Here is a 26,175-nt window from a genome sequence, read left to right as displayed (position 1 = left end):
GAACTGTCGGTGCCGTGTTCTAGCGTTGCGGTCGTGGAGTTCAGCGCAGACACCCAGGCCACCTACCTCCCCGCGGATCCCCCGCGGGACGGGGTGCTGGCCTTGTGGGGCGAGGACGTGGCCGGCGGGACCACGATCGAGCTCGTGCTGCCCCGCGGAGCCAAGTTCGCGCGGACGAAGGTCGAAGCCGAGCTGGTCCCCCTGGAACGGGCGCTGCCCCGCCTGCTGTCGGTGGGGGAGGAGGCCAGCCCCGCGGTGGCCGCGTGGTCGGCGGCGGTCAACGCCGGGGTGAACCTCGTCGCGCGGGGGCGGCTGCGGCCGGCAGCGTCACCGGGCGGCGCGGCGGCCTGGCGGATCGGCCCCCTCGATGCGGCCGACGAGGAACTGCTGCGGGGGCTGGCCGGCGCCTTGCCCCCGGAGGCGTACGCGCTGCCGCTGACGGGCCTGAAGCGCATCCGCCTGCACTCGCCGGACTCCTTGGTCCGGGCCCTTTGGGACGCGACGGCCGACCTCCTGGTCCGCAGCCCGGCGGCCCCGGTCGGCGCGGGCGACCCGGCGTTCGCGGCCCGCGAACCGGCGCTCCTCGGCCCGGACGGCGCGGCGTGGCTGGCGGAGCTGGAGGCCCGCGAGCCCCGCGGGGTCCAGGTGCTCCTGCGGGTCGAGGGCGCCGACGACGAGTCGTTCGCCGGGGTGCTGGCGGTCCGCAGCATGGCGGAGCCGAGCCTGGTGGTTGAGGCGGCCACGCTGTGGGACGCCCCGGACGCGGTGCTGAACCGCCTCGGCGACCAGGTCGAGACGCAGTTGCTGCTGGGGCTGCGGCGCGGCGCGAGGGCGTGGGCGCCGCTGGGCCGCGTGCTGACCCAGGCGACCCCGGCTTCGCTGGCGCTGTCCGACGACGAAGTGGTCGACCTCCTCACCGACGGCGCCCGCGAGCTGGGCGGAGCCGGCATCGAGGTCCTGTGGTCGAAGGGCCTGTTCGCGGGCGAGGTGAAGGCCCGGGCAAGCGCAACGCAGGCACCGGCGAGCGTGGCGGAGGCGGAGTTCGCGCTGCGGTCCTTGCTGGAGTTCCGCTGGCAGCTCAGCCTGGGCGGGGAGCAGCTGACGGACGCAGAGGTGACGGCCCTGGCCGAAGCCAAGCGGCCGTTGGTTCGCTTGCGGGGGCACTGGGTGCGGGTCGATCCGCAGCTCCTGGCCCGGGTACGCAGCCGGACTCGCCGGCTGGACGCGGGCGAGGCCCTGGCGGCGGCCCTGACGGGCGAGCTGGAGGTGGACGGCGAGCGAGTGGAGTTCGCGGCGCCACCGGCGCTGGGCGGCCTGGCCGCGCGGATCCGGGACCGCGCGGAGTCCCCCATGGTGCCGCCGCCGGGGTTGCAGGCGACACTGCGCCCGTACCAGCAGGCCGGGCTGTCGTGGCTGGCGACGATGACGGGCCTGGGCTTGGGCGCCTGCCTGGCCGACGACATGGGCCTGGGCAAGACGATCCAGCTGATCGCGCTCCATTTGCACCGGCGTGAGCTGGCGAGGTCGGGGGAGTTGCAGCGGGTCTCGACGCACCCCGCCGAAGCTGCCGAATCCGCGGCCGAGCCGGCGCCCGGCGAGCGGCAGCCCGGCGACCTGCCGCCGGTGGCCGCGCCCTCGTCCGCCGGCGATGGGCCACTGCTTGCCGAAAACTTCTCGGGCGGTGCCGAGCCCTCGGGTGCCCGGCCGGCTGCGCCTCCGCGCGCCGGAGGCGGTCCCACCCTCGTGCTCTGCCCCACCTCCCTCCTCGGCAACTGGGAGCGCGAGTTCGCCCGCTTCGCCCCCGAGATCCCCGTCCGCCGCTTCCACGGCGGCCGCCGCCACCTCGACGACCTCGCCCCCGACGAAGTCGTCCTCGCCACCTACGGTGTCCTCCGCCGGGATCGCGAAACACTGTCCGAAGTGGACTGGGGGCTCGTCGCCGCCGACGAAGCGCAGCACGTCAAGAACCCGCTGTCCGCCACCGCCAAGGAACTGCGCAAGATTCCCGCGCAAGCCAAGGTCGCCCTCACCGGGACGCCCGTCGAAAACCGGCTCACCGAGCTGTGGTCCATCGTGGACTGGACGACGCCCGGCCTCCTCGGCCCCCTCGATCGGTTCCGGCGCACCGTCGCGCGGCCGATCGAACGCGACCGCGACAAGGCGGTCACCGAACGGCTGGCCGCCACCGTCCGGCCGTTCCTGCTCCGGCGGCGCAAGACCGACCCGGACATCGCCCCCGAACTGCCACCGAAGACCGAGACCGATCGGTTCGTCCCGCTCACCGCCGAGCAGACCACGCTCTACGAAGCCGTCGTGCGGGAAAACCTCGCCGAAATCCGGGAAACCAAGGGCATCGAACGCCGCGGGCAGGTTCTGAAGCTGCTCACCGAGCTCAAGCAGATCTGCAACCACCCCGCGCAGTTCCTCAAAGAACCGCACGGCGCGCTCACCGGCCGCTCCGGCAAGCTCGCCGCTTTCGAAGAGCTCCTCGACGTGATCCTCGACGAAGGCGAAAGCGTCCTGGTCTTCAGCCAGTACGTCCAGCTCTGCCGCCTCCTCGAACGGCGCCTCCAGGACCGCGGCCTGCCCACCGAACTGCTCTCCGGCGACAGCTCCCCGGCCAAACGGCAGGACATGGTCGACCGCTTCCAAGCCGGCGAGATCCCGGTCTTCCTGCTCTCCCTCAAGGCCGGCGGCGTCGGGCTCAACCTGACCCGCGCCACCCACGTGATCCACTACGACCGCTGGTGGAACCCGGCGGTCGAAGACCAGGCCACCGACCGCGCCTACCGGATCGGGCAGGACAGGCCCGTCCAGGTGCACCGGCTGGTCGCCGAAGGCACCCTCGAGGAACGGATCGCGCAGGTCCTCGAAAAGAAACGGGGCCTCGCCGAGTCGATCGTCGGGGCGGGCGAAGACTGGATCACCGAACTGTCCGACGACGAGCTCGCCGACCTCGTCCGGCTCGGGGGCGGGTGATGCCTCCGAGGCGCAACTTCGGCACGACGTGGTGGGGCCGCGCGTGGGTCGAGGCCCTGGAGCAACGCGCGAAGCTCGACCCGAACCGGCTGCCCCGCGGGCGGACGTACGCGCGGAAAGGCACCGTCAGCGAGCTGCACTTCGGTGCCGGCGCGATGACGGCGCGGGTGCGCGGCAGCCGGCCGGAGCCGTACCGGGTGACCATCACCATGCGCACCTTCACCGACGGCGAGTGGGACACCCTGCTCGGCGTGGTCGGCACCCAGCTCGGCCACGCGGCCGCGCTGCTCGACGGCGAGCTTCCCGGCGCGCTCACCGAGCAGGCGCGCGAAGCGGGCGTCGACCTGCTGCCGGGCCCGGGCGACCTGCGGCCGCGGTGCTCGTGCCCGGACTCGGCGAACCCGTGCAAGCACGTCGCCGCGGTGTACTACCTGGTCGCCGACGAGGTCGACCGCGACCCGTTCACGCTCTTCCTGCTGCGCGGCCGCCCGCGGGCGGACGTCCTGGCCGAGCTCCGCGCCCGCCGCTCGCCCGCCCGCGGCGAGAAGCCGAAGCTCCCCAAGCCCGCCGACGAGGGCCTGACACCCCGGGCCGCCTACGCGCGACGGCCGGGCGCGATCCCCGCCGTGCCGGCACCACCACGGGTCCCGGGGCCCCCGGCGGTCCTGGACCTCGACCCGCCCCCGGGCACCGGCTGGACGGCGGCGGCGCTCTCGGCCCTCGCGGCGGACGCGGCCGCCCTCGCCCGCGACCTCCTGACCGGCGGCCCGACCCCGGCGGAGCTGACGTTCGAGGAAGACCTCACCCGCCGCGCGGCCGGCCGCACCAGCGCGGAGATCACCGCTCTCGCCACGGCGGCGGGGGTGGCCCCGAAAGACCTGACCCGCTGGGCCGAGGCCTGGCGCGAAGCCGGCCGCGGCGGCTTGGCGGCATATCGGGAAACCTGGCAACCCGGCCCGGGCCCGCTCGCCGAAGCGCAGCAAACCCTGGCCGACGCGGGTCTCCCGGGCAAGCCGAAGCTTTGGCGAAACCGGCTGACCCAGGGAGACCTGCAACTGCGCTACGGCCGCGACGCCCGCTGGTACCGCTTCGTCCGCGAAGGACCGGAGTGGCGCCTCGACGGCCCACCCTCGGCCAGCCCCCTGGACCTCGTCTACTGACTGGGTGAACGCCGTCGGGCCTGGTGCGCTTCGCTCGCGACCGCGCCTGAAGCGCAATTACTGCAACAACTTGGAAACCACCCCGATGATCGCACCGATCAACCCGATCGAACCGATCAGGAGAGGATGGCCGGGAATATCGCGCAAGCGACTCCAAGACGAACGGCTCACGTCGAATTCCGGAGACTTGCCGAAAGGGATTTGGGGAGTCTTGGGAGGGTGATACGGCTCGGCGCTCACGCACTGGCGAACGATCGCTGCGAGAACTTCCAGTGCATACTGTCGTCGAGCTGGATCCTCCAGATCGTGGGAAACCCAAGTGAGCTTCTTGCCGATGCCTTCGGCCATGGTGCAATTCTTGACCGATTTGTACCCGTTCAGGTAGGCCAGCAACCGGGGTAACTCCATGGCATCGGAGCCCAGCTTGTTGCGCGTGCGCAATCGAACAATGCGCCCGAACTCGACGCGACTCAACGGCGTGGCATCCTGCCGTGGGTGGCCGGCTCGGACGGAACCCCAGTGCCGACGGAGCCACCTCTGTCCCACGACGGCGACTCTGTGCTTGCGATCGAACCGCGTGAGCCAGTCCACCGACTGGTCAATTGCCGCGACCATGATTGCGCATAGATGGACCCGTCGCACGATCGCGTACGGCACGAATCTCGATCGTGTGGCTCGAACGTACAGTCGCAGGATCGCGTAGGTCAGGGAGACTGCCAGAAAGGGAATCAGGAGCGCAACCAACGACTTGACCGGATCCGGCCAGGACGAGAACGGACCGGTGAGGGCGACAAAGCCTGCCACGATGGCGGCCATCTGGATGGTCGCCAGCGCCCCGGCGACAATCGATTGTTGCACTTCGCGAATCGCCACACGCAGCGACGCTTCTTCGTGTTGGGCAGTAGTCAAAAGTGGCGTGAGCTCGGAGAACTCCTGGATGATCTGCTGTCTTGCGCGCAACCTACGGGCGAGCCTGCGGCCAAGCGGATCGCGGAGCAGATGTCGTCGAATGGCGTCTCCGGCGAGCGAGTCGGGTTGCCCGGATACGGTTGTGTTGCCGTCCACGACCTGAACGTACTGCAGCGCCACGGCCGACCAACGCCGTATCGGGACAATCGCGCTTACCGGTGCTCGGCCTTCCAGGCGTTGTACGTGTGATCCAGGAACCGCGCCACTCCGCGGACCACGTGCGCCGACCGGACCGATGTGAACACGTCGAACGCGTGCTGCGCCCCCGCCAGCTCCGCGTACGCCACCGGCTGCCGCGACTTCTCCCGCAGGCGCGCGACGAACTCGCGGGCCTCCCGCACCGGGACCAGTGAATCGTCGCGGCCGTGGATCACGAAGAACGGCGGTGCGTCCGAGGTGATGCGGTCCAGCGGGGACGCCGCGATGTAGTCGTCCAGGTGGGAAACCGGGTCCCGGTCCGGTGCGAACACCCGGCGGGCGATCAGGCTCTCCAGCCGGTACTTGCTCGCCGGTGCGCCGGACGTCGCCGCGAAGTCGTACACGCCGTAGTGCGGGACGCACGCCTGGACGCTCGTGTCCACGTCCTCGAACGACGGCTGCAACGCCGGGTCGTTCTGGGACAACGCCAGCAGCGCCGACAGGTGGCCGCCCGCCGAGCCGCCCGTCACCGCCACGAAATCCGGGGCGCCGCCGTACGACACGATCGAAGAGCGGATCCACGCCAGCGCCTGCTTCGCCGCGACGATGTGCGCCGGCCACCGATGTGTCGGCGCGAGCGGGTAGTTGATCGCGACGCACACCCAGCCTCGACGCGCCAGGTAGCGCATCAGCGGCCGGCCCTGCTCCTCCTTGTTGCCGATCACCCACGCTCCGCCGTGGACCTGCAGCAGGACCGGGGCACCCGAGACCGGCGTAGCCGGCCGGTACACGTCCAGCAGGAACCGCTTGCCGCCCGGGGCGTAGGCGATGTTGCGGTCGACGCGGACGTCCGGGGCGCCCATCCGGAACGGCAGCGCCAGCTCGCCCCACGGCAACCCCAGATCGGACCGGCCCAGCTCCGACGCGTAGTCCGGACCCAGCGCCGACGTCAGCGCGGTCTCGATCTCCTCGCGAGCGCCGTGGCCGGTGCGGACCAGCGCGGCCAGCCCCGCGGCGGACGCCGCCGCCATCGCCAGGCCCGCCTTCGTCGATCGGTCGTGGACGCCGTGGCGGGCCACGTGGAGCAGCGAATCCGCCGCCGTCAGCGCCAGGAACTGGGGCGCCAGCTCGCCGGTCAGCCACCCGGCGAAGAACACCGGGATCGTCGTGGACCGGGCCCGCAGCGGGCGCAGGGCGTTGGCGGTGAGACCGAGCTGGACCGCGCGACGGATCAGGAAATTCGGCTGCACCACCGCGATGATACCGGCGAGTAGGGTGACGCGCCGCTCACCGGACGTGGCCTACCCTGACGCCATGCAAAGACTGAGCGGCCTCGACGCGAGCTTCCTCTACCTCGAGACGTCGTCGCAGGTCCTGCACGTCTGCGGATTGCTCGTCCTGGACAGCGAGACCGTCCCCGGCGGCTACACCTTCGCGAAGCTCCACGAGAAACTCGACGAACGCGTCCGGCTGATCCCGGCGTTCCGCCGCAAACTGCACAATCCGCTGTGGAACCTCAGCCACCCCGTCTGGGTCGAGGACGAGGAGTTCGACCTCGACCACCACGTGCACCGCATCGGCGTGCCTGCCCCCGGCGACCGCGCCGAGCTGGCCGCGCTGTGTGCGCACATCGCCGGGCAGCAGCTCGACCGCGCGCACCCGCTGTGGCAGCTGTACGTCATCGAAGGCCTCGCCGACGGCCAGCTCGCCGTGCTGCTCAAGATGCACCACGCGAGCGTCGACGGCGTCAGCGGCGCCAGCCTGATCACCTACCTGGCCGGGCTCGAACCCGACGGCCCGATGCCGGAGATCGACGAGCACCGGAACGCCGGGCTGCCGTCGCCGCTGGACCTGATCCGCTCCGGCGTCGAAAGCGTCGTGAAGCGCCCCGCCGAGGTCGCGCGGCTGCTGCCCGACCTGCTCGGGCTGATGCCGCGCTGGGTCGGCCGGGCGTTGCGCGGCAAGGGGATGCCGGTCCCGTTCACCGCGCCGCGGACGTCGCTGAACGGCACGATCACCGGGCACCGCAGCGTCGCCTTCGCCCAGCTCGACCTCGCCGACGTCAAGGACGTCAAGAACGCCTTCGGGGTCACGGTCAACGACGTCGTGCTCGCGCTCGTCGCCGGGGCGCTGCGCGAGTTCCTCGCCGAACGCGGCGAGCTGCCGGAGGACCCGCTGGTGGCGACCGTCCCGGTTTCGGTGCACGACCGCACCGAACGCGACCACGGCAGCAACAAGGTCTCGGCCTTCTTCGCCTCCTTGCCGACGCACCTGGCCGACCCGGCCGCGCGGGTGTTCTTCCTCGCCGAGGCCAACCGGCGCTCCAAGGACCACCACCACGAGATCGACGCCGACATGCTGCAGGACTGGGCGCAGTTCTCGGCCGCGACGGCGTTCGGGCTCGCCGTGCGCGCGTATTCGGCGCTGCGCCTGGCCGAGAAGCACCCGGTGGTGCACAACCTGGTCGTCTCGAACGTGCCCGGCCCGCCGATGCCGCTGTACTTCCTGGGCGCGCGGATCACCGGCTTCTACCCGCTCGGGCCGGTCTTCCACGGCGCCGGGCTGAACGTCACGGTGCTGTCCAACGCGGGCAAGGTGCACGTCGGCCTGCTCGGCGCGCGGGAGCTGGTCAAGGACCTGTGGCCACTCGCCGACGCGCTCCCGGACGCCCTCGCCGAGCTGGTCAAGGCCGCGGGCTGAGCACCACCACCGGAATCTCCCGCTCGGTCCAGGCCTGGTACTTCGCGAAGTCCGCGTACAGCTCGACCAGCCGCGGCCACAGCTCGGCGCGTTCGGCGCCCTCGGCGACCCGGGCCGTGACCGGGACGCCGCGCCGGCCCTTGAGGTCGATGCGCGTCTCGGGGTGCGCCAGCAGGTTGCGGTACCACTGCGGGTGCCGCGGCAGCCCGCCCTGCGAGCCGACGACGACGACGTCGTCGCCCGAGCGCAGGTAGAGCAGCGGGGTGGTGAACAGCCGCCCCGACTTGCGGCCGCGGTGCTCCAGTAGCAGCGTCGGCACGGGTTTGCGGAACCCCGCCCCGACGCGCCACTTGCTGCCGACCCGGCCGCCGGTCAGCCGGAAGACCGCCACCTGCGCCTTCGCCAGGTACTTCATGGCCTTCGCGGTGACGGGCGAGTCGAGGCCGTCGGGTTTGGAGTCGGGCAGGCTGAAGCGTCCCATCACGGCTTCCTTCCTCGGAGGGATCCGACCGCGGCGAGCAGGGCGGGCACCCAGCGGTCGGCGGCCAGCACGCAGGCGGCGTGCCCGGCCGCGACCTCGTAGGTGGCCGCGCCGGGGAGCCGGCGGGCCAGGGACCGCTGGTGGGCGGGCGCGATGAACCGGTCCCGCGCGGTCACCACGACCGCGGCCGGCTGCCGCAGCGTGTGCAACCACGGCCGCGAATCGAACCGGCCGATCTCGTCGACGGCGACCGCGATCGCCCACGGCGTGGTCGAGCGGAACTCCCGCAGCCCCCACCGGTGGTCGGCGAGGCGGGCGCGGGGGAGCGCGCCGGGCAGGGCCGGCGGCGGCACGCGCTCGCGCAGCCGCCGCAGTGTCCGGCCGAAGACCTCGAGGGCGGCGCGCTGCCGCAGCCCCCGGCCGAAGTGGCCGGCGGTCGAGCACAGCACGAGCCCGGTAACACGTTCTGGTTCGGCGCGGGCCACGAGCTGCGCGACCAGGCCGCCCATCGAGTACCCGGCGATCGCGAACCGGTCGACGCCGAGCGCGTCCGCGACCGCCGTGACGTCCTCGGCGCAGTCGGCCAGCCGGAACTCCGGCGAGCGGATGCCCCGGCCGTGCCAGCGCTGGTCGAACACGACGACGCGGTGTTGCCGCGCCAGCCGCGTCAGCGCCGGATACCAGGTCAGCAGGCCCGTGCAGGCCACCGAATGCAGCAGGAAGAGCACGGGCGCGTCCCGCGGGCCGACGTCGGTGACCACCGTGCGGCCGCGGCCGGGCAGCTCCAGGGGGACCGGCTCGGGCACGCCCGCGGTCGGCGGCACGGTGATCCGCCGCCGTGTCCCCGCCATTGCGCCACCCCCGGGGGTTGCCGTGCCCACCCTTTCCGGTTAAGACTAGAACAGGTTTCAATATTGCGCCCGATCCGGAGGACAGGCGTGGACTTCGCCCTTGACGATACGCAGACCGAGATCGCCGCCCTCGCCGCGAAAGTGCTCGGGTCCGAGGAAGACCCCTGGCGCGCGCTCGCCTCGGCGGGCCTGCTCGCCCTGGCGCTGCCGCCGGAACTGGAAGGCGACGGCTTGGGCGTCGCCGAGGTCGCCCAGGTCCTGACCGAGGTGGGCCGGGTGGCGGCGCCGGTGCCCGCGTACGCCGCGCTCGCCCTCGGCGTCCTGCCGATCGAGTCGCTCGGCACCCCCGCCCAGCGGGCGGAGTTCCTGCCGCCGGTCGCGGCGGGGGACGCGCTGCTCACCGCCGCCTTGCACGAGCCGTCCGCGCCGCTGGTCGCCGAGCCCGCCGCAACCGCCCGGCCCGGCGATGGGAAATGGCTGGTCAACGGCGTGAAGACCGCTGTCCCGCACGCCGCGGGAGCCACCCGGATCCTCACCCCGGTGACCACCGCGCACGGCAGCGCCGTCTACCTCGTCGACCCGCACGCCGACGGCGTCACGCTCGTCCCGGCCCCCACCTCGTCCGGGACCCCGGAATTCACCGTCCGGCTCCACGACGTCGCCGTCGAAGAGGCCGACCTGCTGTTCGACCGCGGTGCCGTCGCGGCGCTGCACCGGTTCGCGCTGGCCGGTGCCCTGGCCCTCGGCGACGGCCTGCTGGCCGGCGCGCTCGCGCTCACCGTCAAGCACGTCGGCGAGCGCACCCAGTTCGGCCGGCCCCTGGCCGCCTTCCAGGCCGTGGCGGGCCAGATCGCCGACGTCTACGTGGCCGCGCGGACCGTGCACCTCGCCGTGACGTCCGCGGTGTGGCGGCTCGCTTCCGGGCTCGACGCGGACGCCGAACTGGACGTCGCCGCCTACTGGCTCGCCTCGCAGGCACCGCAGGCGCTGGCGACCTGCCACCACCTCCACGGCGGCCTCGGCGTCGACGAAACCTATCCGCTGCACCGGTATTCCTCGGCGGTCAAGGATCTCGGCCGGACGCTCGGCGGGGCCGCCCACCGGCTCGGCCGGCTCGGCGAACGAGTGGCGGGGTGAGGCGGATGCACGTCGAACTGACCAGCGCGCAGAAGCAGCTGCGGGCCGAGCTGCGCGAATACTTCGCCGGCCTGATCAGCCCCGAGGAACGCCGGGCGATGCGGCGGGAGCGGCACGGGCCGGTGTTCCGCGAGATCGTCCGCCGGATGGGCCGCGACGGCCGGCTCGGCGTCGGCTGGCCGGTCGAATACGGCGGCCAGGGCTTCGGCGGCATCGAACAGCACCTGTTCGTCGACGAGGCCGCGCGCGCCGACGTCCAGCTGCCCTCGGTCACGCTGCAGACGGTCGGGCCGACCCTGCAGGAATTCGGCACCGGCGAACAGAAGTCGTTCTTCCTGCCGAAGATCCTGGCCGGGGAGATCCACTTCGCGATCGGGTACAGCGAACCGGAGGCGGGCACCGACCTCGCGTCGCTGCGGACGACGGCGGTGCGTGACGGCGACGAGTACGTCGTCAACGGCCAGAAGATCTTCACCACCGGCGGCCACGACGCCGACTACATCTGGCTCGCCGTGCGGACCGCGCCGGACGCGCCGAAGCACAAGGGCATCTCGATCCTCGTCGTCGACACCAGCGACCCCGGTTACTCCTGGACGCCGATCATCACCTGCGACGGCGCCCACCACGTCAACGCGACCTACTACTCGGACGTCCGGGTGCCGGCGAACCGCTTGGTGGGGCAGGAAAACGCGGGCTGGCGGCTGATCACGACCCAGCTCAACCACGAGCGCGTCATGCTCGGGCCGGCCGGGCGGATCGGCGGCCTGTACGACCGCGTCCGCGCCTGGGCGAGCGCGCACGGCCTGCTGGACCTCGCCGACGTGCGGGCCGTGCTCGCCGAAGCGCTGGCCGTGACCCGGGTGAACGAGCTGCTGAACTGGCAGGTCGCGGTGTCCTCGGCGAGCGCGCCGGTGGGTGTGGCCGACGCGTCGGCGACCAAGGTGTTCAGCTCGGAGGCCATCCAGCGGATCGGCCGGAACCTCGAGGAAGTCGTCGCCCGCCACGGCGACCTCGCCGATCCGGACACCGCCGAGCTCGCCGAATGGCTGGACCTCACCGCGAAACGCAACATCGTGCTGACCTTCGGCGGGGGCGTCAGCGAAATCCAACGGGAGCTGATCGCCTCGATCGGCCTGGGCCTGCCGAGGGTGCCGCGATGAACATCGAAGAGGCCGCCGCGGAGATCGCCGCGCGCGGGGAATGCGCGCCGCGCCTGGCGCGCGACCCCGTCAACCAGGCCATGGTCAACAACTGGGTCGAAGCGATCGGGGACCGCAACCCGGTCTACACCGACCCGGAGTACGCCGCCACGAGCGTCCACAAGGGACTGGTCGCGCCGCCCGCGATGGCGCAGGTGTGGACGATGGGCGGCCTGAACGTCCCGCGCGGCTCCGACGACCCCCTCGGGTTGATGATGGAGCTCCTGGACGAAGCCGGGTTCACCTCGGTCGTCGCGACGAACTCCGAGCAGACCTACCACCGCTACCTGCGGCCCGGCGAGCAGGTCGAGGCGCGGACGCGGCTGGAGAACGTCGTCGGGCCGAAGAAGACCGCCCTGGGCGAGGGCTGGTTCGTCACCACGCGGATGACCTGGTACGTCGGGGACGAAGCCGTCGCGGAGATGATGTTCCGCGTCCTCAAGTTCCGTCCGCCCGCCCCGAAGCCGCCGCCGGCGCCGGTGCTGCGGCCGGTGATCAGCCGGGACACCGAGTTCTTCTGGGACGGCCTTCGCGAGGGTGAGCTGCGGATCCAGCGCTGGGGCGAGACGCTGCGGCACCCGCCGGGGCCGATGCCGCCCGACGGCTCGCTGGACACCAAGCCGGACTACGTCGTCGCCAGTGGCCGGGGGACCGTGTACTCCTACGTCGTGCACCACCACCCGGCGGTGCCCGGCAAGCAGCTGCCGTTCGTGGTGGCCCTGGTGGAACTCGAAGAAGGGGTCCGCGTGATGGCCGAGCTGCTGGACGCGGCGCCGGAGGAGGTCCACATCGGACTCCCGGTGGTCGCGGCGTTCGTCGAGGTGGACGACGACCTGACCCTGCCGGCGTGGAAGGTGGCCCGATGACCGTCGCCGAAGGGACCGAGCTGCCGCCGCTGACGATCGAGGCGACGCCGACGTTCGTCGTCAGCACCGCGCTGGCCACCCGCGACTTCCAGGACGTCCACCACGACCGCGACTCGGCCGTCGCCCGTGGCTCGAAGGACATCTTCCTCAACATCCTCACCGACACGGGTCTCGTCCAGCGGTTCGTTTCCGAGTGGGCCGGGCCGCAGGCGCTGATCCGGTCGATCAAGATCCGGCTCGGCGTGCCGTGCTACGCCTACGACACGCTGACGTTCACCGGCCGGGTGGTCTCCCGTTCCGGGCCGGACGTCGTGGTTTCGGTGTCCGGTGTGGACCGTCTCGGCGAGCACGTCGCCGGGACGGTGGAGGTGACCCTGCCGTGACGCTTTCGGGGACGGCGGCGATCGCCGGGATCGGCGCGACGGAGTTTTCGAAGGACTCCGGGCGCAGCGAACTGCGGCTGGCGGCCGAATGCATCTCCCACGCGCTGGCCGACGCGGGCCTGACCCCGTCCGATGTGGACGGGCTGGTGTCGTTCACCATGGACGGCAACGCGGAGATCGCGGTCGCGCGGGAACTCGGGATTCCCGAGCTGAAGTTCTTCAGCCGCATCCACTACGGCGGCGGCGCCGCGGCGGCGACCGTGCAGCAGGCGGCGATGGCGGTGGCGACCGGCGTCGCGGACGTCGTCGTCGCGTACCGGGCGTTCAACGAGCGGTCCGGCCACCGCTTCGGCCAGGTGTCGTCGGCGGCGGCCGGGCAGGTCAACTCCTCGGGCGTGGACAACGCGTTCCACTACCCGATGGGCATCGCCACCCCGGCGGCGACGGTGGCCATGGTCGCGCGGCGCTACCTGCACGACTACGGCGCGACGAGCGAGGACTTCGGGCGCGTTGCCGTCGTCGACCGCAAGCACGCGGCGACCAACCCGAACGCCTGGTTCCACGGGCGGCCCATCACCCTCGAGGAGCACCAGGCGTCGCGCTGGGTGGCCGAGCCGCTGCACCTGCTCGACTGCTGCCAGGAGAGCGACGGCGGGGTTGCGCTGGTCGTGACGAGCCTGGCACGGGCCCGCGATCTCGCGCGGCCGCCGGCGGTGATCGCGGCGGCGGCGCAGGGGAGCGGACCCGACCAGTACGTGATGACCAGCTACTACCGCGACGACCTGGCCGCGCTGCCGGAAATGGGCGTCGTGGGCCGGCAGCTGTGGGGCCAGTCCGGGCTGGGACCGTCCGATGTGGACGTTGCGGTGCTGTACGACCACTTCACGCCGTATGTGCTGATGCAGCTGGAGGAACTGGGTTTCTGCGGCCGCGGCGAGGCGAAGGACTTCATCGCGGACGGTGCGCTCGAGCTCGACGGCGCGTTGCCGCTCAATCCGCACGGCGGCCAGCTGGGTGAGGCGTACATCCACGGCATGAACGGCATCGCGGAGGGCGTCCGGCAGATCCGGGGGACGGCGGCCAACCAGGTCGCGGACGCGGCGCGGGTCCTGGTGACGGCGGGAACGGGCGTGCCGACGAGCGGACTCATCCTGACGGGTGACTGAGTGTCACCTCAATGACGGCTGGTGCCCGGCCGTCGTGGGTGTCACGGTGGAGACACCACCCACGACGGAGAGTGAAACCCGATGACGGTCGACTGGGCGCTCACAGCCGTGTTCGCGGGGCTGGTGCTGCCGTGCGTGCTGCGCTTGGTCCGCCTCGACTACGCACGGCTGGGGCACGGCGTCCGCCACGGCGACCTGGCGGAGCTGTTGCTGGTGGTGGCGATGGTGGCGATGTTCTCGCCGGTCGGAGGCCCCATCCCGGCGGCGGGCTGGCAGGCGGTGCTGGTGTTGACCACGGGCTGGTTCGCGCTGGCCTGGTGGCGCGGGCGGGCGTGCGCCCACCACGCCCTGTCGGCGGCGGCGATGCTGTACATGGTGACGGCGATGCCCCACGGCGGAGGCGACCACGGACCGTGGCTGACGATGTCGGCCATGGACGCGCGGCTGGCGGTCCCGCTGGTCGCCGTGCTGGCGGCGGGGTACTTCGTGGCGGACGCGGCTTGGTCGGGAGTGGCGGTGGTCCGGGGCTCGGCGGTCGTACGGGCGGCCCCCGGCTCGGGCGCTGGCCCCGGCGCCGCGTCTGGCTTGGCCGCCGCGTCTGGTTCGGCCGCTGCTTCTGGCTCCGGCGCGGTGACCGGCTCCGGGCAGGCGTCGCGCGCGGTGTGCCGGACCGTGATGGGCGCCGGCATGGGGTACATGCTGCTGGCCTCGGCGTTGTGAGCACGGCACCGAGAGGTCCCCGGCCAGGGGACCCCCGGATTTCACGTTACCGGAGACCACCGACAATTCCGGGCCGCGGAAACCTTCAGCCCGCGACCCGCTGCACCTCACCCAGGGCACTGTCTCCAGGCGAGGGAAGCGAATCGGCCGGGTGCTCCGACGTCCACTGGGCCGCCGCCGCGATGTCGTTCTTCAGGGCCGTGATCAGATCCTCCGCCGAGGCGTACTTCTTCTGCTCGCGCAAGTGCGTCCCCAGCCAGACCACCAGCGTCTCGCCGTACAGGTCGCCCGAGAAGTCCAAGACGTGGGCCTCCAGCAACCGGTAGCCGTCCGCGCCGTAGTACGTGGGGCGGCGGCCGACCGAGATCGCCGCCGGGAGCCTTGTCCCGTCCGGGCGGCCGATCCAGCCCGCCCACACGCCGTCGCCCAGGGAGCCGTCTTGGTCGCTCAGGGCGATGTTCGCCGTCGGAAAGCCCAGTTCTCGGCCGCGCTGGTCGCCCGGCTCGACCGTTCCGCGCACCACGAAGTAGTCCGAAGTCACCCCTCCACGGTAGCCGCCCCGGGCGCGCCGCTCAGGAAGTGGACACCAGCACCGTGTCCGCCAGCACCGGCGCGTCGTCGCGCTCGGCCGCCGACGTCGTCACCAGCAGGCGGTCGTCCGCGCGCCAGACCCGGATCCGCAGCGTCTCGCCCGGGAACACCACGCCGGCGAACTTCGTCGCGAACGACGCCACCCGTGCCGGGTCGCCGTCCAGGAACTCGTTCACCAGCACCCGCGCCACGATGCCGTACGTGCACAGCCCGTGCAGGATCGGCCGGTCGAACCCCGCCGCCCGGGCGAACGCCGGGTCCGCGTGCAATGGGTTGCGGTCGCCGCACAGCCGGTACAGCAGCGCCTGCTGCGGCAGCGTCGGGACCTCCAGAACGACGTCCGGCTCCGTCGAAGGCCAGGGAACCCGGTCCGAAGGCCCCCGCGAGCCGCCGAACCCGCCCTCGCCACGTGCGAAGATGCTCGACCGGGCCGTCCACAGTGGATCGCCCGACGACGACGTGACCGAGACCTCCTGGACCACCACCGCCGCCTTGCCCTTGTCGAAGACGTCGGCGATCCGCGACCGCGCCACCGCCTTGCCCTCGACCGGGATCGGCTGGTGCAGCGTGATCTCCTGCTTGCCGTGCAGCACCTTCGCCAGGTCGATCTCCACCCCCGGGAACGACACCGCCGGCGGGTCGAACACACGCAGGTTGGCCGCCACCGTCGCGAACGTCGGCAGCACCACCAGGTCCTGCTCGTAGGTGAACCGCTGCTCGTCCGGGCCCGCGCCCAGCGCCAGGTGGTACAGCAGCACGTCCGATGACGTCCACGCGAAGTTCACCTCGCCGATCTCGGCACCGATGGCGACGTCGGGGTTGATGGGCACCGGAACTCCCTATTCGTAGCTGATCGAGACCTCGTCGGTGACCGGCAGCGACTGGCAGGCCAGCACGATGCCGTCCGCCATGTCCTCGGCGTCGAGGACCTCGTTGTGCAGCATCTTCACCTCACCCGAGACGATCCGGCACGCGCACGCGCTGCATTGTCCCTCGCGGCACGAGTAGGGCGCGTCCATGCCCGCGTCCAGCAGCCGGTCCAGCAGCTTGCGCTGCCGCGGCCAGGCCAGGGTCTGCGTCGAGCCGTCCAGCGTCACGGTCAGCGACGCCGGGGCCTCGTCGGACTCCGGCTCGGGCTCGGGCGCACCGGACTCGAACGGGTTCCCGGTCAGCGACGTGAACTTCTCGACGTGCACCCGCTCGCGCGGCACCCCGAGCTGCCCGAGCGCCTCCCGCACGGCCGCCATGAACGGCGCCGGCCCGCACAGGAACGCCTCGTGCGACGTGTACGCCGAAGCCAGCCCGCGCAGCTGCGAGACGTCCGGCAGGCCCTGGACGCTCTCCAGCCAGTGGACGACGACCAGCCGGTCTCCGTACCGCTTCGCCAGCGACGCCAGTTCACCCGCGAAGATCACCGAGCGCTCGTCCCGGTTCGCGTACACCAGCACGACCCGGCCGGAACCGGTCTCCAACGCCGTCTTGAGGATGGCCATCACCGGCGTGATGCCGCTGCCGCCCGCGAACAGCAGGAAGTCCTCGTCGACCGAAGAGGGGCAGAACACCCCGGCGGGCGCCAGCACGTCGACCTGCATCCCCGGCTGCAGGGACGAGCAGATCCAGCCGGACCCGTACCCGCCGTCGGTCCGCTTGACCGTGACCTGCACCCGGTTTTCGTGCGGCGCGCTCGACAGCGAGTAGCACCGCGCCACCGAACCGGTCCGCTCGCTGGGGATCCGCAGAGTCAAGAACTGCCCCGCCGAGTAGGCAAAAGCAGAACCGTGCTCGGGAGGGATCTCGAAGACCACCGACCGCGCGTCCGGCGTTTCGACGACGACGTCGGCGACGGTCAGCGTGTAGACCCGTTCAGCCATCGGCCACCGCCAGCGTGCCTTCGCGCACGGCGTCGCCGATGCTGTCGGCCAGCTTCGGGCACGTGTCGAGCAGCGCCGACGGCCCGTCCGCGTCCGCGAACACCGGGCAGGTGTCGGCGGGCCGGGACGTCCACTGGATGCTCGTGTGCTGGATGCTGTTCTTCTTCACCAGCACGCACGTCCCGCAGCTGCGGCACTCGTGCGGCCGCAGCCCGCCCGACAGGAACTCGGTCTGCTCGGCGGTGGTCACACTTCCGCCTCGGTCTTCTGCCGCGCCAGGTTCTCCGCGACCTCCGCCGCCCACGCCTCGTTCGCCTTCGTCGTGTCCACTTCGAACTCGAACCGCTGCGTCATGTCCTCGGTGACGTCGGCGACGTCGACGTAGAACTGCTGGTACCACCGGCGAAGCTGGTAGACCGGACCGTCCTCTTCGCACAGCAGCGGGTTGTCGATCTGCGTCTTGTGCTTCCAGATCTCGACGTCCTGCAGGAAACCGGCGCCGATCCCGCGGGCCAGCTTCGCGGCGATCTTGTCCGCGTGCTCGTCGGAGATCCCCGGCAGCTTCTTGACCTTCATGCCGTACTGCAGCACGAACGACGTGGGCGTCACGGGGTAGTGGCAGTTGATGAGCACGCTCTCGATTTCGTAGCCCTGGAACGAGTTCACCAGCTTGTTGATCATGTAGGACGGCCCGAAGTAGGACGCCTCCGACCGCAGCAGGTTGTCCTCGCCGCCGTAGTTCGACGCCATACCCATGTCCGGGCGGCCCTTGGTGTTGAGGTACTGGGTGGCGATGTGGCCTTCGAAGACGTTCTTGAAGTACGTCGGGTAGGCGTAGTGGATGTAGAAGAAGTGGGCCATGTCGACGACGTTGTCGATGATCTCGCGGCAGTTGGAGCCGTCGATGAAGATCTCGTCCCAGGTCCAGTTGCTCCACTCGTCGCTGTGGGCCGCTTCGATCCGCGGGATCGCCAGCTCCTCGGGCGGCGGGTTGCCTTCCGGGTCGTGCCAGACGAGCAGCTGCCCGTTGCGCACCTCCGACGTCCACGACCGCGTCCGCGCGCGCAGCGGAACCCGCTTGGCGTAGGGGATCGAGACGCACTTGCCCGTGCCGCTCCAGCGCCAGTCGTGGAACGGGCAGGCCACCTCGTCGCCCTTGACCGTGCCCTGGGTGAGGTCGCCGCCCATGTGCCGGCAGTAGCCGTCGAGCACGTGCAGGTTGCCCGCCGAGTCCGCCCACACCACGAGCTTCGTGCCGAACGCGGTGACCGCGTGGGGCTTCCCGTCGCGGAAGGTTTCCGCCAGGCCCAGGCAGTGCCAGCCGCGGGCGAACCGGGTCGGCGGCTCACCGGCGTAGATGGTGCGTACCGAATCCTGCGTCATCGCTGCCCTCCCGTGGTCCCCTGATCTTCGTGCGCCAGCCGCGTCGCCGCAAGGTAGCCGAACACCATGGCGGGGCCGATGGTCGCGCCCGGCCCGGCGTACGTCCGGCCCATCACGGCCGCGCTGGCGTTGCCCGCGGCGAACAGCCCGGGCACGGCCGAGCCGTCCTCGCGCAGCACCTGCGCGTGTTCGTCGGTGCGCAGCCCGCCCTTGGTGCCCAGGTCGCCCGGGACGATCTTCACCGCGTAGTACGGCGCCTTGTCCAGGGGGCCGAGGCTGGGGTTGGGTTTGTTGCGCGGGTCGCCGTAGTAGTGGTCGTACTTGCTGACGCCGCGGTGGAAGTCCTCGTCGACGCCGTTGCGGGCGAAGCCGTTGAAGCGCTCGACCGTCGCTTCCAACGCCCGGGCGGGGACGTCGATCTTCGCCGCCAGCCCGGCCAGGGAAGACGACTTCGCCGCGATCCCGGCCTTGAACCAGCGGCCGGGCAGCGGCTGGCGCGGCCCGATGCCGGTGAACATGTACCGGTCCTTGTAGCGCTGGTCGAACACCAGCCAGGTCGGGATGTGCTCGCCCGGCCCGTCACCTTCGCCGTACATCGCGTGCACGGCCTCGACGTAGGGCGCCGACTCGTTGACGAACCGCTCGCCGCGCGCGTCGACCATGATGCTGCGCGGCCGGGACCGCTCGGCCAGCGCGAACCACGGCCCGCCGGTGAGCGGCAGCGACGGCCCCCACCAGGCGTCGTCCATCAGGTCGAGGGCCGCGCCGAGCTTGAGGCCGGCGGTGATGCCGTCGCCGGTGTTGGCGGCCGCGCCGACGGTCCAGTCGACGCCGATCGGCGCGCGCTGGTACTTCTCGCGCATCTCGAGGTTGCGCTCGAAGCCGCCGCTGGCGAGGATCACCCCGCGCCGGGCTCCGACAATCCCCTGCGAGGTGACGACGCCGGTGACGCGGTCGTCGTCGACCTGGAGATCGACCAGGGGGGTGTTCAGCCGGACCTCGACACCGGCCCGCGCCAGGCCCACCCGCAGCCCGGCCGCAAGCGCTTGCCCCATGCTCAGCAGCTGCTGCCCGCGGAGTTTGCCGACGAGCCACTGCCGGCCCAGCGACAGCATCCGGAGGGCGCCGCGCGGGTGTCTCGCGAGCAAGCTCAGCCAGCGGTAGTCGGCCTGGGTGATCGGGACGCCGAGCGGGGGAGCGCTGTAGGGCGGTTCGAGGTGGGCCAGCTCGGCGCCCAGGAGCTTGCCGTCGAGGGCGACCGGCTCCACCGACCGCCCGCCGGGGCGTCCGCCGGGGGCCTCGGGGTGGTAGTCGCTGTAGTCGCGGACCCAGCGGAACTTCAGCGGGGTGTGGTCGCAGACGAACTTCAGCACCTCGGGGCCGTGGGCGAGGAACGTGTCGCGCCGGACGGCCGGGACGGCGTCCCCGACGATGGAAGCCAGGTACTCGCGCGCCTGCTCGGGTGGTTCTTCGATCCCCGCGGCGCGCAGAGCGTGGTTGCCGGGCAACCAGACCCCGCCGCCGGAGCGTGCGGTCGAGCCGCCGAAGCAGCTGGCTTTCTCCAGGACCACTACGCTCAGGCCCTGGTGGGCCGCAGCCAGCGCGGCGGTCATCCCGGCGGCACCACTGCCGACGACGACGACGTCGAACTGCTCCGTCATGCCACCTCACCTATAACGTGTTCCACGTGACGAGTATCCAGTTGAGAGCCCCTTTCGGTCACCATAGACGAGAACGTGTTTCAGTTCTAGGGTAGCCACCATGGACGCACTCGTCGCGGACGTGGTCATCGTGGGGTTCGGGGCGGCCGGCGCCTGTGCCGCCCTCGAAGCGGCCGACGCGGGCGCCGACGTCGTCATCGTCGAGCGCTTCGCCGGCGGAGGAGCCAGCGCGGTCAGCGGTGGCGTCGTCTACGCCGGTGGCGGCACCGGTCAGCAGCTCGACGCGGGTGTCGACGACTCGGTCGACGCCATGTACGCCTACCTGCGCATGGAAACCGGGGACGTCGTCTCGGAGCGGACGCTGCGGCGGTTCTGCGAGGGCAGCCGCGAGATGATCACCTGGCTGGAGGGCAACGGCGTGCCGTTCGAAGGCAGCCTCTGCCCGTACAAGACGTCGTACCCGAGCGACGACCACTACCTCTACTACTCCGGCAGCGAAGCGGCCGGCGGGTTCCGCGACGCGGCGAAGCCGGCTCCGCGCGGCCACCGCGTCAAGGGGCCCGGGACGTCGGGGAAGATGCTGATGGCGCGGCTCAAGGCGGCCGTGCGCGCCCGCGGCATCCGGGTGCTGACCCAGACGACGGCCCGCAGCCTGGTCCGCGACGGCACCGGCCGGGTCACCGGGCTCGTCGCCGACACCCTGAGCGACGCCCCCGCGTCGGTGCGGGCGCGCCACCAGCGCTTCGCGCAGTACGCGGCCAAGCCCGGGATCTACGTGCCGTCGCTGCGCAAGTCGCTGCACCGCCGGGTCGAGCGCTTCGAGCGGGCGCACGGCCGTGAGCTGCGGATTTCCGCCCGGCGCGGGGTCGTGCTCGCCGCCGGCGGGTTCATCGCCGACCGCGAGATGGTGCGCGAACACGCCCCGCAGTACCGCGGTGGGCTGGCCCTGGGCACCTCCGCCGACAACGGCTCGGGCATCCGGATGGGGGTCGAGGCCGGAGGCGCCACCGGTGAGCTGGGCCGGATCTCCGCGTGGCGGTTCGTCACCCCGCCGAGCGCGTTCCTCGGCGGGATCATCGTCGACGCCGCGGGCCGGCGGGTCATCGACGAGTCCCGCTACGGCGCCGCGGTCGGCGAGAAGCTCATCGAGCACCACGAGAGCAAGGGCTGGCTCCTCGTCGACGCGCCGATCGTGGCCGAGGCGCGCCGGGACGGCCGCAAGCAGAGCCAGTGGTTCCAATGGCTCCAGCTGCGGTACCTGCTGCGCCGCGGCCGGGTCGTGGGGGAGACGGTCGAGGAGGTGGCGCGCCGGGCCGGCGTCGACCCGCAGGGGCTGCGCGCGAGCGTCGAGGGCTACCACGGCGACCGCGATCCGGTGGGCAAGCCGACCGAGTTCGTGCGCCGCCTGGACAACCCGCCGTACTCGCTGATCGACATCTCGGTGCGGCCCAACCTCGGGTACCCGACGCCGATGCTCACCCTCGGCGGCCTCGTCGTCGACGAGGACACCGGCGCGGTGCGGAACACGGCGGGGGCGCCGATCCCAGGGCTGTACGCCGCCGGGCGCACCGCCGTGGGAATCTGTTCCAGGTCCTACGTGAGCGGCCTGTCCCTGGCCGACTGCGTGTTTTCCGGCCGCAGAGCGGGGATCAACAGTGCGCTGGCGCAGGGCGTTCTCGACAAAAACGAGAACGTGTTCTAGTCTTGGGGCAGTGAAGACCAGAGAGGAACTGCGCATGAGCGAGCAGGTGATCGCCGGGGTCCGGGACCTCCTGCCGGTCCTGCGGGAACGGGCCCAGGACACCGAGGACGCGCGCCGCGTCCCCGAGGAGTCCGTCAAAGCCCTGCAGGAGACCGGGTTCTTCAAGCTGCTGCAGCCGAAGCTCCACGGGGGCTTCGAAGCCGACCCGGTGAGCTTCTACACCGCGGTCAAGCTGATCGCGAGCGCGTGCGGGTCCACCGGCTGGGTCGCCTCCATCCTCGGCGTCCACCCGTGGCACGTGGCCCTGTTCGACGCCCAGGCGCAGCAGGAGGTCTGGGGCGAGGACCAGGACGTGCGGATCTCCTCGTCGTACGCGCCGATGGGCAAGGCCGAGGTCGTCGACGGCGGTTACCGGCTCACGGGCCGGTGGAGCTTCTCCTCCGGGTCCGACCACTGCACGTGGGTGCTGCTCGGGGGACCCGCGTTCAAGGACGGCAAGCCGGTCGACTTCTGCACCTACCTGCTGCCCATCGCCGACTACTCCATTGTGGACGTCTGGGACACGATCGGCCTGCGCGGCACCGGCTCGAACGACATCGTCGTCGAGGACGTCTTCATCCCGCAGCACCGGGCGCTGAGCTTCATCGCGACGTCGAAGTGCAAGGTGCCGGGCCAAGCCGTCAACCCCGGCCCGCTGTACCGGCTCCCGTACGGTTCGGTGCACCCGACCACGATCACCGCGCCGATCATCGGCATGGCCCAGGGTGCCTACGACGCGCACGTCGAGCACCAGCGCAAGCGCGTCCGGGCCGCCTACGCCGGCGAGCAGTCCAAAGAGGACCCGTTCGCCAAGGTGCGGATCGCCGAGGCGGCCAGCGAGATCGACGCCGCCTGGCTGCAGCTGACCCGCAACATCGAGGAGCTGTACGAGCTCGCCAAGCGCGAGGAACGGCTGCCCGCGGACCTGCGGCTGCGCGTCCGGCGCGACCAGGTGCGCGGCACCGAACGCGCGATCGCGGCGATCGACCGGCTCTTCGAGAACTCCGGCGGCCGCGCGATCCAGCGGGGAACGCCGATCCAGCGCTTCTGGCGCGACGCGCACGCCGGCCGCGTCCACGCGGCGAACGACGCCGAGCGCGCGTACGTCATGTACGGCACCGGCGCTTTCGGGCTCCCCGTCGAGAACGCGATGTACTGATGGCCGCACCCGAAGGCAAGTACGTCCAGGCCGGCTCGCTCAAGCTGCACTACCACGAGGCCGGCGCCGAGCACGCCGAGACGGTGATCCTGCTGCACGGCGGCGGGCCCGGCGCGTCGGCGTGGAGCAACTTCGGGCGCAACCTGCCGGAGTTCGCCAAGCACTACCGGACGATCGCCGTCGACCAGCCCGGCTTCGGGCGCTCGGACAAGCCGACCGAGCACCCGCAGTACTTCCGGCACAGCGCGGACGCCGTCCTCGGCCTGATGGACGCGCTCGGCATCGAGCGCGCCCACTTCGTCGGCAACTCCCTCGGCGGGGGAGCGGCGGTCCGGTTCGCGCTGAACCACGGGAAGCGCGCCGGGCGGCTGGTGCTGATGGGGCCGGGCGGGCTGAGCGTCAACCTGTTCGCGCCCGACCCGACCGAAGGGGTCAAGAACCTCGGCAAGTTCGGTGCGCACCCCAGCCGCGAACGCATGGAAGCGTTCCTGCGGATCATGGTCCACGACCAGGCGCTGGTCACCGACGAGCTGATCGACGAACGGTTCGCCGCGGCGAACACGCCCGAGTCGCTCGCCGCGATGCGGGCGATGGGCAAGTCGTTCGCGCACCCCGAAACCTACGAAGAAGGGATGCTCTGGCGCGAAGCCCACCGCCTGCGCCAGCGCGTACTCCTGATCTGGGGGCGCGAGGACCGCGTCAACCCGCTCGACGGCGCCTTGGTCGCTCTGAAAACCATCCCGCGCGCGCAGCTGCACGTGTTCGGCGGCTGCGGGCACTGGGCCCAGCTGGAGAAGTTCGACGAGTTCAACCGGCTGGCCCTCGACTTCCTCGGGAGTTCCTGATGGGCATCCGGTCACTGGGCTACCTCCGCATCGAGGCCACCGACATGGCGGCCTGGCGCGAGTACGGCCTCAAGGTGCTCGGCATGGTCGAAGGCAGCGGCACCGACCCGGACGCGCTCTACCTGCGCATGGACGACTTCCCCGCGCGGCTGGTGATTTCGCCGGGTTCCGCGGACCGGCTGGCCGTCACCGGCTGGGAGGTCGCGCACGCGGCCGAGCTGGCCGAGCTGCGGTCCCGGTTGGACAGTGCGTCGGTGCCGTACAAGGAGGGCACGCCCGACGAGCTGGCCGACCGCCGCGTCGACGAGCTGATCAGCTTCGACGACCCGTCCGGCAACACCCAGGAGGTGTTCCACGGCGTCGCGCTGCAGCACCGGCGCGTGGTGAGCCCGTACGGCCACAAGTTCGTCACCGGCGAGCAGGGCCTCGGCCACGTCGTCCTGTCCACAAAGGACGACGAGGCGTCGCTGCGGTTCTACCGGGACGTCCTCGGTTTCCGGCTGCGCGATTCGATGCGCCTGCCGCCGCAGCTGGTCGGCCGGCCCGCCGACGGGCCGCCCGCGTGGCTGCGGTTCTTCGGCTGCAACCCGCGTCACCACAGCCTGGCGTTCCTGCCGATGCCGACGCCGTCCGGGATCGTGCACCTGATGGTCGAGGTGGAGAACACCGACGACGTCGGCCTGTGCCTCGACCGCGCGATCCGGCGCAAGGTGCCGATGTCGGCCACCCTCGGCCGGCACGTCAACGACCTGATGCTGTCGTTCTACATGAAGACGCCCGGCGGCTTCGACGTCGAGTTCGGCTGCGAAGGCCGTCAGGTCGACGACGACAACTGGATCGCCCGCGAGAGCACCGCGGTGTCGCTGTGGGGTCACGACTTCTCGGTCGGCGCGCGGCCCCCGGGCGCATGACGTCCGTGGCGGTCGACCAGACCGAGTTCCGCAGCGTGCTCGGGCACTTCTGCACGGGCGTCACGGTCGTCACCGGCCGTGACGGCGACACCCTGGCCGGGTTCGCCTGCCAGTCGTTCGCGGCGCTGTCGCTGGACCCGCCGCTGGTGCTGTTCTGCCCGGCCCGGACGTCGCGGACGTGGCCGGTGCTGGCGGCGGCGGGCCGGTTCGCGGTCAACGTGCTGGCCGAGGACCAGCAGGAGGTCAGCGCGGTGTTCGGCGCCCGCGGCGAGGACAAGTTCGCCCGGTTCCCGTGGACACCGGCGCCGTCGGGGGCCCCGCTGCTCGACGGCGCGCTGACCTGGATCGACTGCGCCCTGGAAGCCGTGCACGAGGCCGGTGACCACTACGTCGTGATCGGCCGGGTGACGGCACTGGGCGCGGCGTCGGACGCCCGCCCGCTGCTGTTCCACCGCGGCCGGTACGCGGTCACCGAGCCGGCCCGGGACGCGCTCGCGGCCATGCTGCCCTGGCCCCGCCCCGACGACTGGCTGTGACCGGCGGGCGCGACCGGGTGGTTGTGCACGGATTCACAGGTGGGCCGCATCCCATTCACGAGAGAAAAGCGAGCCTGGCGCGCACACTGTTACCGAGAAGACACCTTCCCGGGAGGAGTGAGTCGCGCATGCGTGGGCCCAGCGGACGGATCGCCCGGTTCGGGCGCCGGGTACGCCCCGGTCGCAACCCCCTGGCCCGGGCGGGCGACCGCGTCGAAGCCCTCCTGCTGCTCCTGGCCGTGGCCGGCGCGCTGCTGGCGATCCCGTTCGCGGCGGCGTTCGGGTCCGAGACCTACGCGGCGCAGAACGCTCGCGCCGCGGAGGAACGCACCACGCGCCACCCCGCAACGGCGGTTTCGCTCGCGGCGGCGTCCAACCAGCCGTACAGCACCGACGGCGCCGGCGCCCCGGCCGCGCAGACGTCGGTCCCGGCGGCCTGGTTCGACGCCCGCGGCACCCGCCACACCGGCGAGGTCCTCGCCGACCCGGGCAGCCCGGCGGGCACCCGCGTCGCGATCTGGCTGGACCAGCGCGGCGAGCTGGCGGCCGAGCCCCTGTCGGCGTCGACCTCGGCGGCCGACGGCGTGTTCGCGGCCCTCCTGCTGTGGGCGGCGATCACCGGGGCCTTGGTGGGTTTGTACGCGACCGCCCGGTTCGTCCTGACCCGCGTCCACGCGGCGGCGTGGGACCGGGCGTGGTCGCAGGCCCGCCACGACAGCCGGTTCTGA

25 protein-coding genes are annotated in these 26,175 nt (G+C 71.8%); 15 read left to right on the top strand and 10 right to left on the bottom strand.

What is annotated here, in order from left to right; translation table 11 throughout:
* The first annotated feature begins 33 nt into the window (after positions 1 to 33).
* Together ACWDN5_RS18480 and ACWDN5_RS18475 are read left to right on the top strand one after the other, a co-directional pair.
* Complete coding sequence (locus ACWDN5_RS18480; protein ID WP_449677164.1) at positions 34 to 2,979, top strand: DEAD/DEAH box helicase; 2,946 nt, start codon at positions 34 to 36, stop codon at positions 2,977 to 2,979.
* The gene (locus tag ACWDN5_RS18475; RefSeq protein ID WP_310974795.1) at positions 2,979 to 4,139 is read left to right on the top strand and encodes an SWIM zinc finger family protein; all 1,161 of its coding nucleotides are present in this window, start codon (positions 2,979 to 2,981) and stop codon (positions 4,137 to 4,139) included. Before ACWDN5_RS18480 ends, ACWDN5_RS18475 begins: the two co-directional genes overlap by 1 nt.
* A gap of 57 nt (positions 4,140 to 4,196) precedes the next feature.
* Here ACWDN5_RS18475 and ACWDN5_RS18470 read toward each other — a convergent pair whose 3' ends face one another.
* Both ACWDN5_RS18470 and ACWDN5_RS18465 read right to left on the bottom strand, forming a co-directional pair.
* On the bottom strand, positions 4,197 to 5,204 hold the full coding sequence (locus ACWDN5_RS18470) for a hypothetical protein (protein ID WP_449677163.1): 1,008 nt from the start codon (positions 5,202 to 5,204) through the stop codon (positions 4,197 to 4,199).
* A 56-nt stretch (positions 5,205 to 5,260) separates the two neighbouring features.
* Positions 5,261 to 6,496 carry an alpha/beta hydrolase gene (locus ACWDN5_RS18465; protein ID WP_449677162.1) on the bottom strand — a complete coding sequence of 412 codons (1,236 nt, stop codon included), beginning with the start codon at positions 6,494 to 6,496 and terminating at the stop codon, positions 5,261 to 5,263.
* 64 nt (positions 6,497 to 6,560) lie between these two features.
* Here ACWDN5_RS18465 and ACWDN5_RS18460 point away from each other — a divergent pair, with 64 nt between their 5' ends.
* The gene (locus ACWDN5_RS18460) at positions 6,561 to 7,946 is read left to right on the top strand and encodes a WS/DGAT/MGAT family O-acyltransferase (protein WP_310974797.1); all 1,386 of its coding nucleotides are present in this window, start codon (positions 6,561 to 6,563) and stop codon (positions 7,944 to 7,946) included.
* On the opposite strand, the gene ACWDN5_RS18455 is transcribed toward ACWDN5_RS18460, so the two are convergent.
* Both ACWDN5_RS18455 and ACWDN5_RS18450 read right to left on the bottom strand, forming a co-directional pair.
* Positions 7,930 to 8,427, bottom strand: coding sequence for a nitroreductase family deazaflavin-dependent oxidoreductase (locus ACWDN5_RS18455; RefSeq protein ID WP_449677161.1), 498 nt, complete (start codon positions 8,425 to 8,427; stop codon positions 7,930 to 7,932). The genes ACWDN5_RS18460 and ACWDN5_RS18455 overlap by 17 nt on opposite strands.
* Complete coding sequence (locus tag ACWDN5_RS18450; protein ID WP_449677160.1) at positions 8,427 to 9,278, bottom strand: alpha/beta fold hydrolase; 852 nt, start codon at positions 9,276 to 9,278, stop codon at positions 8,427 to 8,429. Before ACWDN5_RS18450 ends, ACWDN5_RS18455 begins: the two co-directional genes overlap by 1 nt.
* Before the next feature lie 87 nt (positions 9,279 to 9,365).
* Between ACWDN5_RS18450 and ACWDN5_RS18445 the strand changes: the two genes are divergently transcribed.
* From ACWDN5_RS18445 to ACWDN5_RS18420, 6 genes are all read left to right on the top strand, one after another.
* Complete coding sequence (locus ACWDN5_RS18445) at positions 9,366 to 10,415, top strand: acyl-CoA dehydrogenase family protein (RefSeq protein ID WP_449677159.1); 1,050 nt, start codon at positions 9,366 to 9,368, stop codon at positions 10,413 to 10,415.
* A 5-nt stretch (positions 10,416 to 10,420) separates the two neighbouring features.
* Positions 10,421 to 11,575, top strand: coding sequence for an acyl-CoA dehydrogenase family protein (locus tag ACWDN5_RS18440; protein WP_449677158.1), 1,155 nt, complete (start codon positions 10,421 to 10,423; stop codon positions 11,573 to 11,575).
* Positions 11,572 to 12,480: a bifunctional MaoC family dehydratase N-terminal/OB-fold nucleic acid binding domain-containing protein gene (locus ACWDN5_RS18435; protein WP_310974802.1), complete on the top strand. Its 909-nt coding sequence runs from the start codon at positions 11,572 to 11,574 to the stop codon at positions 12,478 to 12,480. The genes ACWDN5_RS18440 and ACWDN5_RS18435 overlap by 4 nt, the downstream gene beginning before the upstream one ends.
* Positions 12,477 to 12,863 carry a MaoC family dehydratase gene (locus ACWDN5_RS18430; protein ID WP_449677157.1) on the top strand — a complete coding sequence of 129 codons (387 nt, stop codon included), beginning with the start codon at positions 12,477 to 12,479 and terminating at the stop codon, positions 12,861 to 12,863. The genes ACWDN5_RS18435 and ACWDN5_RS18430 overlap by 4 nt, the downstream gene beginning before the upstream one ends.
* The gene (locus ACWDN5_RS18425) at positions 12,860 to 14,029 is read left to right on the top strand and encodes a lipid-transfer protein (protein WP_449677156.1); all 1,170 of its coding nucleotides are present in this window, start codon (positions 12,860 to 12,862) and stop codon (positions 14,027 to 14,029) included. Before ACWDN5_RS18430 ends, ACWDN5_RS18425 begins: the two co-directional genes overlap by 4 nt.
* An 81-nt stretch (positions 14,030 to 14,110) precedes the next feature.
* Positions 14,111 to 14,749 (top strand): DUF5134 domain-containing protein, encoded by a 639-nt coding sequence (locus tag ACWDN5_RS18420; protein WP_449677155.1) that lies wholly within the window; start codon positions 14,111 to 14,113, stop codon positions 14,747 to 14,749.
* Positions 14,750 to 14,834: 85 nt separating this feature from the next.
* Here the strand turns inward: ACWDN5_RS18420 and ACWDN5_RS18415 are convergent, their stop codons facing one another.
* Genes ACWDN5_RS18415 through kstD form a run of 6 tightly spaced genes read right to left on the bottom strand, consistent with a single transcriptional unit; the run spans position 14,835 to position 20,255 of the window.
* Positions 14,835 to 15,290, bottom strand: coding sequence for a riboflavin kinase (locus ACWDN5_RS18415; protein ID WP_449677154.1), 456 nt, complete (start codon positions 15,288 to 15,290; stop codon positions 14,835 to 14,837).
* A gap of 31 nt (positions 15,291 to 15,321) precedes the next feature.
* A complete protein-coding gene (locus ACWDN5_RS18410) occupies positions 15,322 to 16,170 on the bottom strand; it encodes a MaoC/PaaZ C-terminal domain-containing protein (protein WP_449677153.1) in 849 nt (282 codons plus the stop codon).
* A gap of 9 nt (positions 16,171 to 16,179) precedes the next feature.
* A complete protein-coding gene (locus ACWDN5_RS18405) occupies positions 16,180 to 17,211 on the bottom strand; it encodes a 2Fe-2S iron-sulfur cluster-binding protein (RefSeq protein ID WP_449677152.1) in 1,032 nt (343 codons plus the stop codon).
* On the bottom strand, positions 17,204 to 17,461 hold the full coding sequence (locus ACWDN5_RS18400) for a hypothetical protein (protein ID WP_310974809.1): 258 nt from the start codon (positions 17,459 to 17,461) through the stop codon (positions 17,204 to 17,206). The genes ACWDN5_RS18405 and ACWDN5_RS18400 overlap by 8 nt, the downstream gene beginning before the upstream one ends.
* The gene (locus ACWDN5_RS18395; protein ID WP_449677151.1) at positions 17,458 to 18,594 is read right to left on the bottom strand and encodes a Rieske 2Fe-2S domain-containing protein; all 1,137 of its coding nucleotides are present in this window, start codon (positions 18,592 to 18,594) and stop codon (positions 17,458 to 17,460) included. Before ACWDN5_RS18395 ends, ACWDN5_RS18400 begins: the two co-directional genes overlap by 4 nt.
* Positions 18,591 to 20,255, bottom strand: a complete 1,665-nt coding sequence (gene kstD / locus ACWDN5_RS18390; RefSeq protein WP_449677150.1) for a 3-oxosteroid 1-dehydrogenase — start codon at positions 20,253 to 20,255, stop codon at positions 18,591 to 18,593. The genes ACWDN5_RS18395 and kstD overlap by 4 nt, the downstream gene beginning before the upstream one ends.
* 100 nt (positions 20,256 to 20,355) lie before the next feature.
* On the opposite strand from kstD, the gene ACWDN5_RS18385 reads away from it, so the two are divergent.
* From ACWDN5_RS18385 to ACWDN5_RS18360, 6 genes are all read left to right on the top strand, one after another.
* Positions 20,356 to 21,957 (top strand): FAD-binding protein, encoded by a 1,602-nt coding sequence (locus tag ACWDN5_RS18385; RefSeq protein WP_449677149.1) that lies wholly within the window; start codon positions 20,356 to 20,358, stop codon positions 21,955 to 21,957.
* 34 nt (positions 21,958 to 21,991) lie between these two features.
* Positions 21,992 to 23,155: a 3-hydroxy-9,10-secoandrosta-1,3,5(10)-triene-9,17-dione monooxygenase oxygenase subunit gene (gene hsaA, locus ACWDN5_RS18380; protein ID WP_310975214.1), complete on the top strand. Its 1,164-nt coding sequence runs from the start codon at positions 21,992 to 21,994 to the stop codon at positions 23,153 to 23,155.
* On the top strand, positions 23,155 to 24,000 hold the full coding sequence (gene hsaD, locus ACWDN5_RS18375) for a 4,5:9,10-diseco-3-hydroxy-5,9,17-trioxoandrosta-1(10),2-diene-4-oate hydrolase (RefSeq protein ID WP_449677148.1): 846 nt from the start codon (positions 23,155 to 23,157) through the stop codon (positions 23,998 to 24,000). The genes hsaA and hsaD overlap by 1 nt, the downstream gene beginning before the upstream one ends.
* A complete protein-coding gene (hsaC, locus tag ACWDN5_RS18370) occupies positions 24,000 to 24,911 on the top strand; it encodes an iron-dependent extradiol dioxygenase HsaC (RefSeq protein WP_310974814.1) in 912 nt (303 codons plus the stop codon). Before hsaD ends, hsaC begins: the two co-directional genes overlap by 1 nt.
* On the top strand, positions 24,908 to 25,447 hold the full coding sequence (hsaB, locus tag ACWDN5_RS18365; RefSeq protein WP_310974815.1) for a 3-hydroxy-9,10-secoandrosta-1,3,5(10)-triene-9,17-dione monooxygenase reductase subunit: 540 nt from the start codon (positions 24,908 to 24,910) through the stop codon (positions 25,445 to 25,447). The genes hsaC and hsaB overlap by 4 nt, the downstream gene beginning before the upstream one ends.
* Before the next feature lie 128 nt (positions 25,448 to 25,575).
* Positions 25,576 to 26,175 carry an Rv1733c family protein gene (locus ACWDN5_RS18360; protein ID WP_449677147.1) on the top strand — a complete coding sequence of 200 codons (600 nt, stop codon included), beginning with the start codon at positions 25,576 to 25,578 and terminating at the stop codon, positions 26,173 to 26,175.

This window comes from Amycolatopsis sp. NPDC003731 (genome assembly GCF_053586895.1).
The sequence above is the reverse complement of the archived record's forward strand: the minus strand, read 5'-3'. Positions and strand labels throughout refer to the sequence as shown.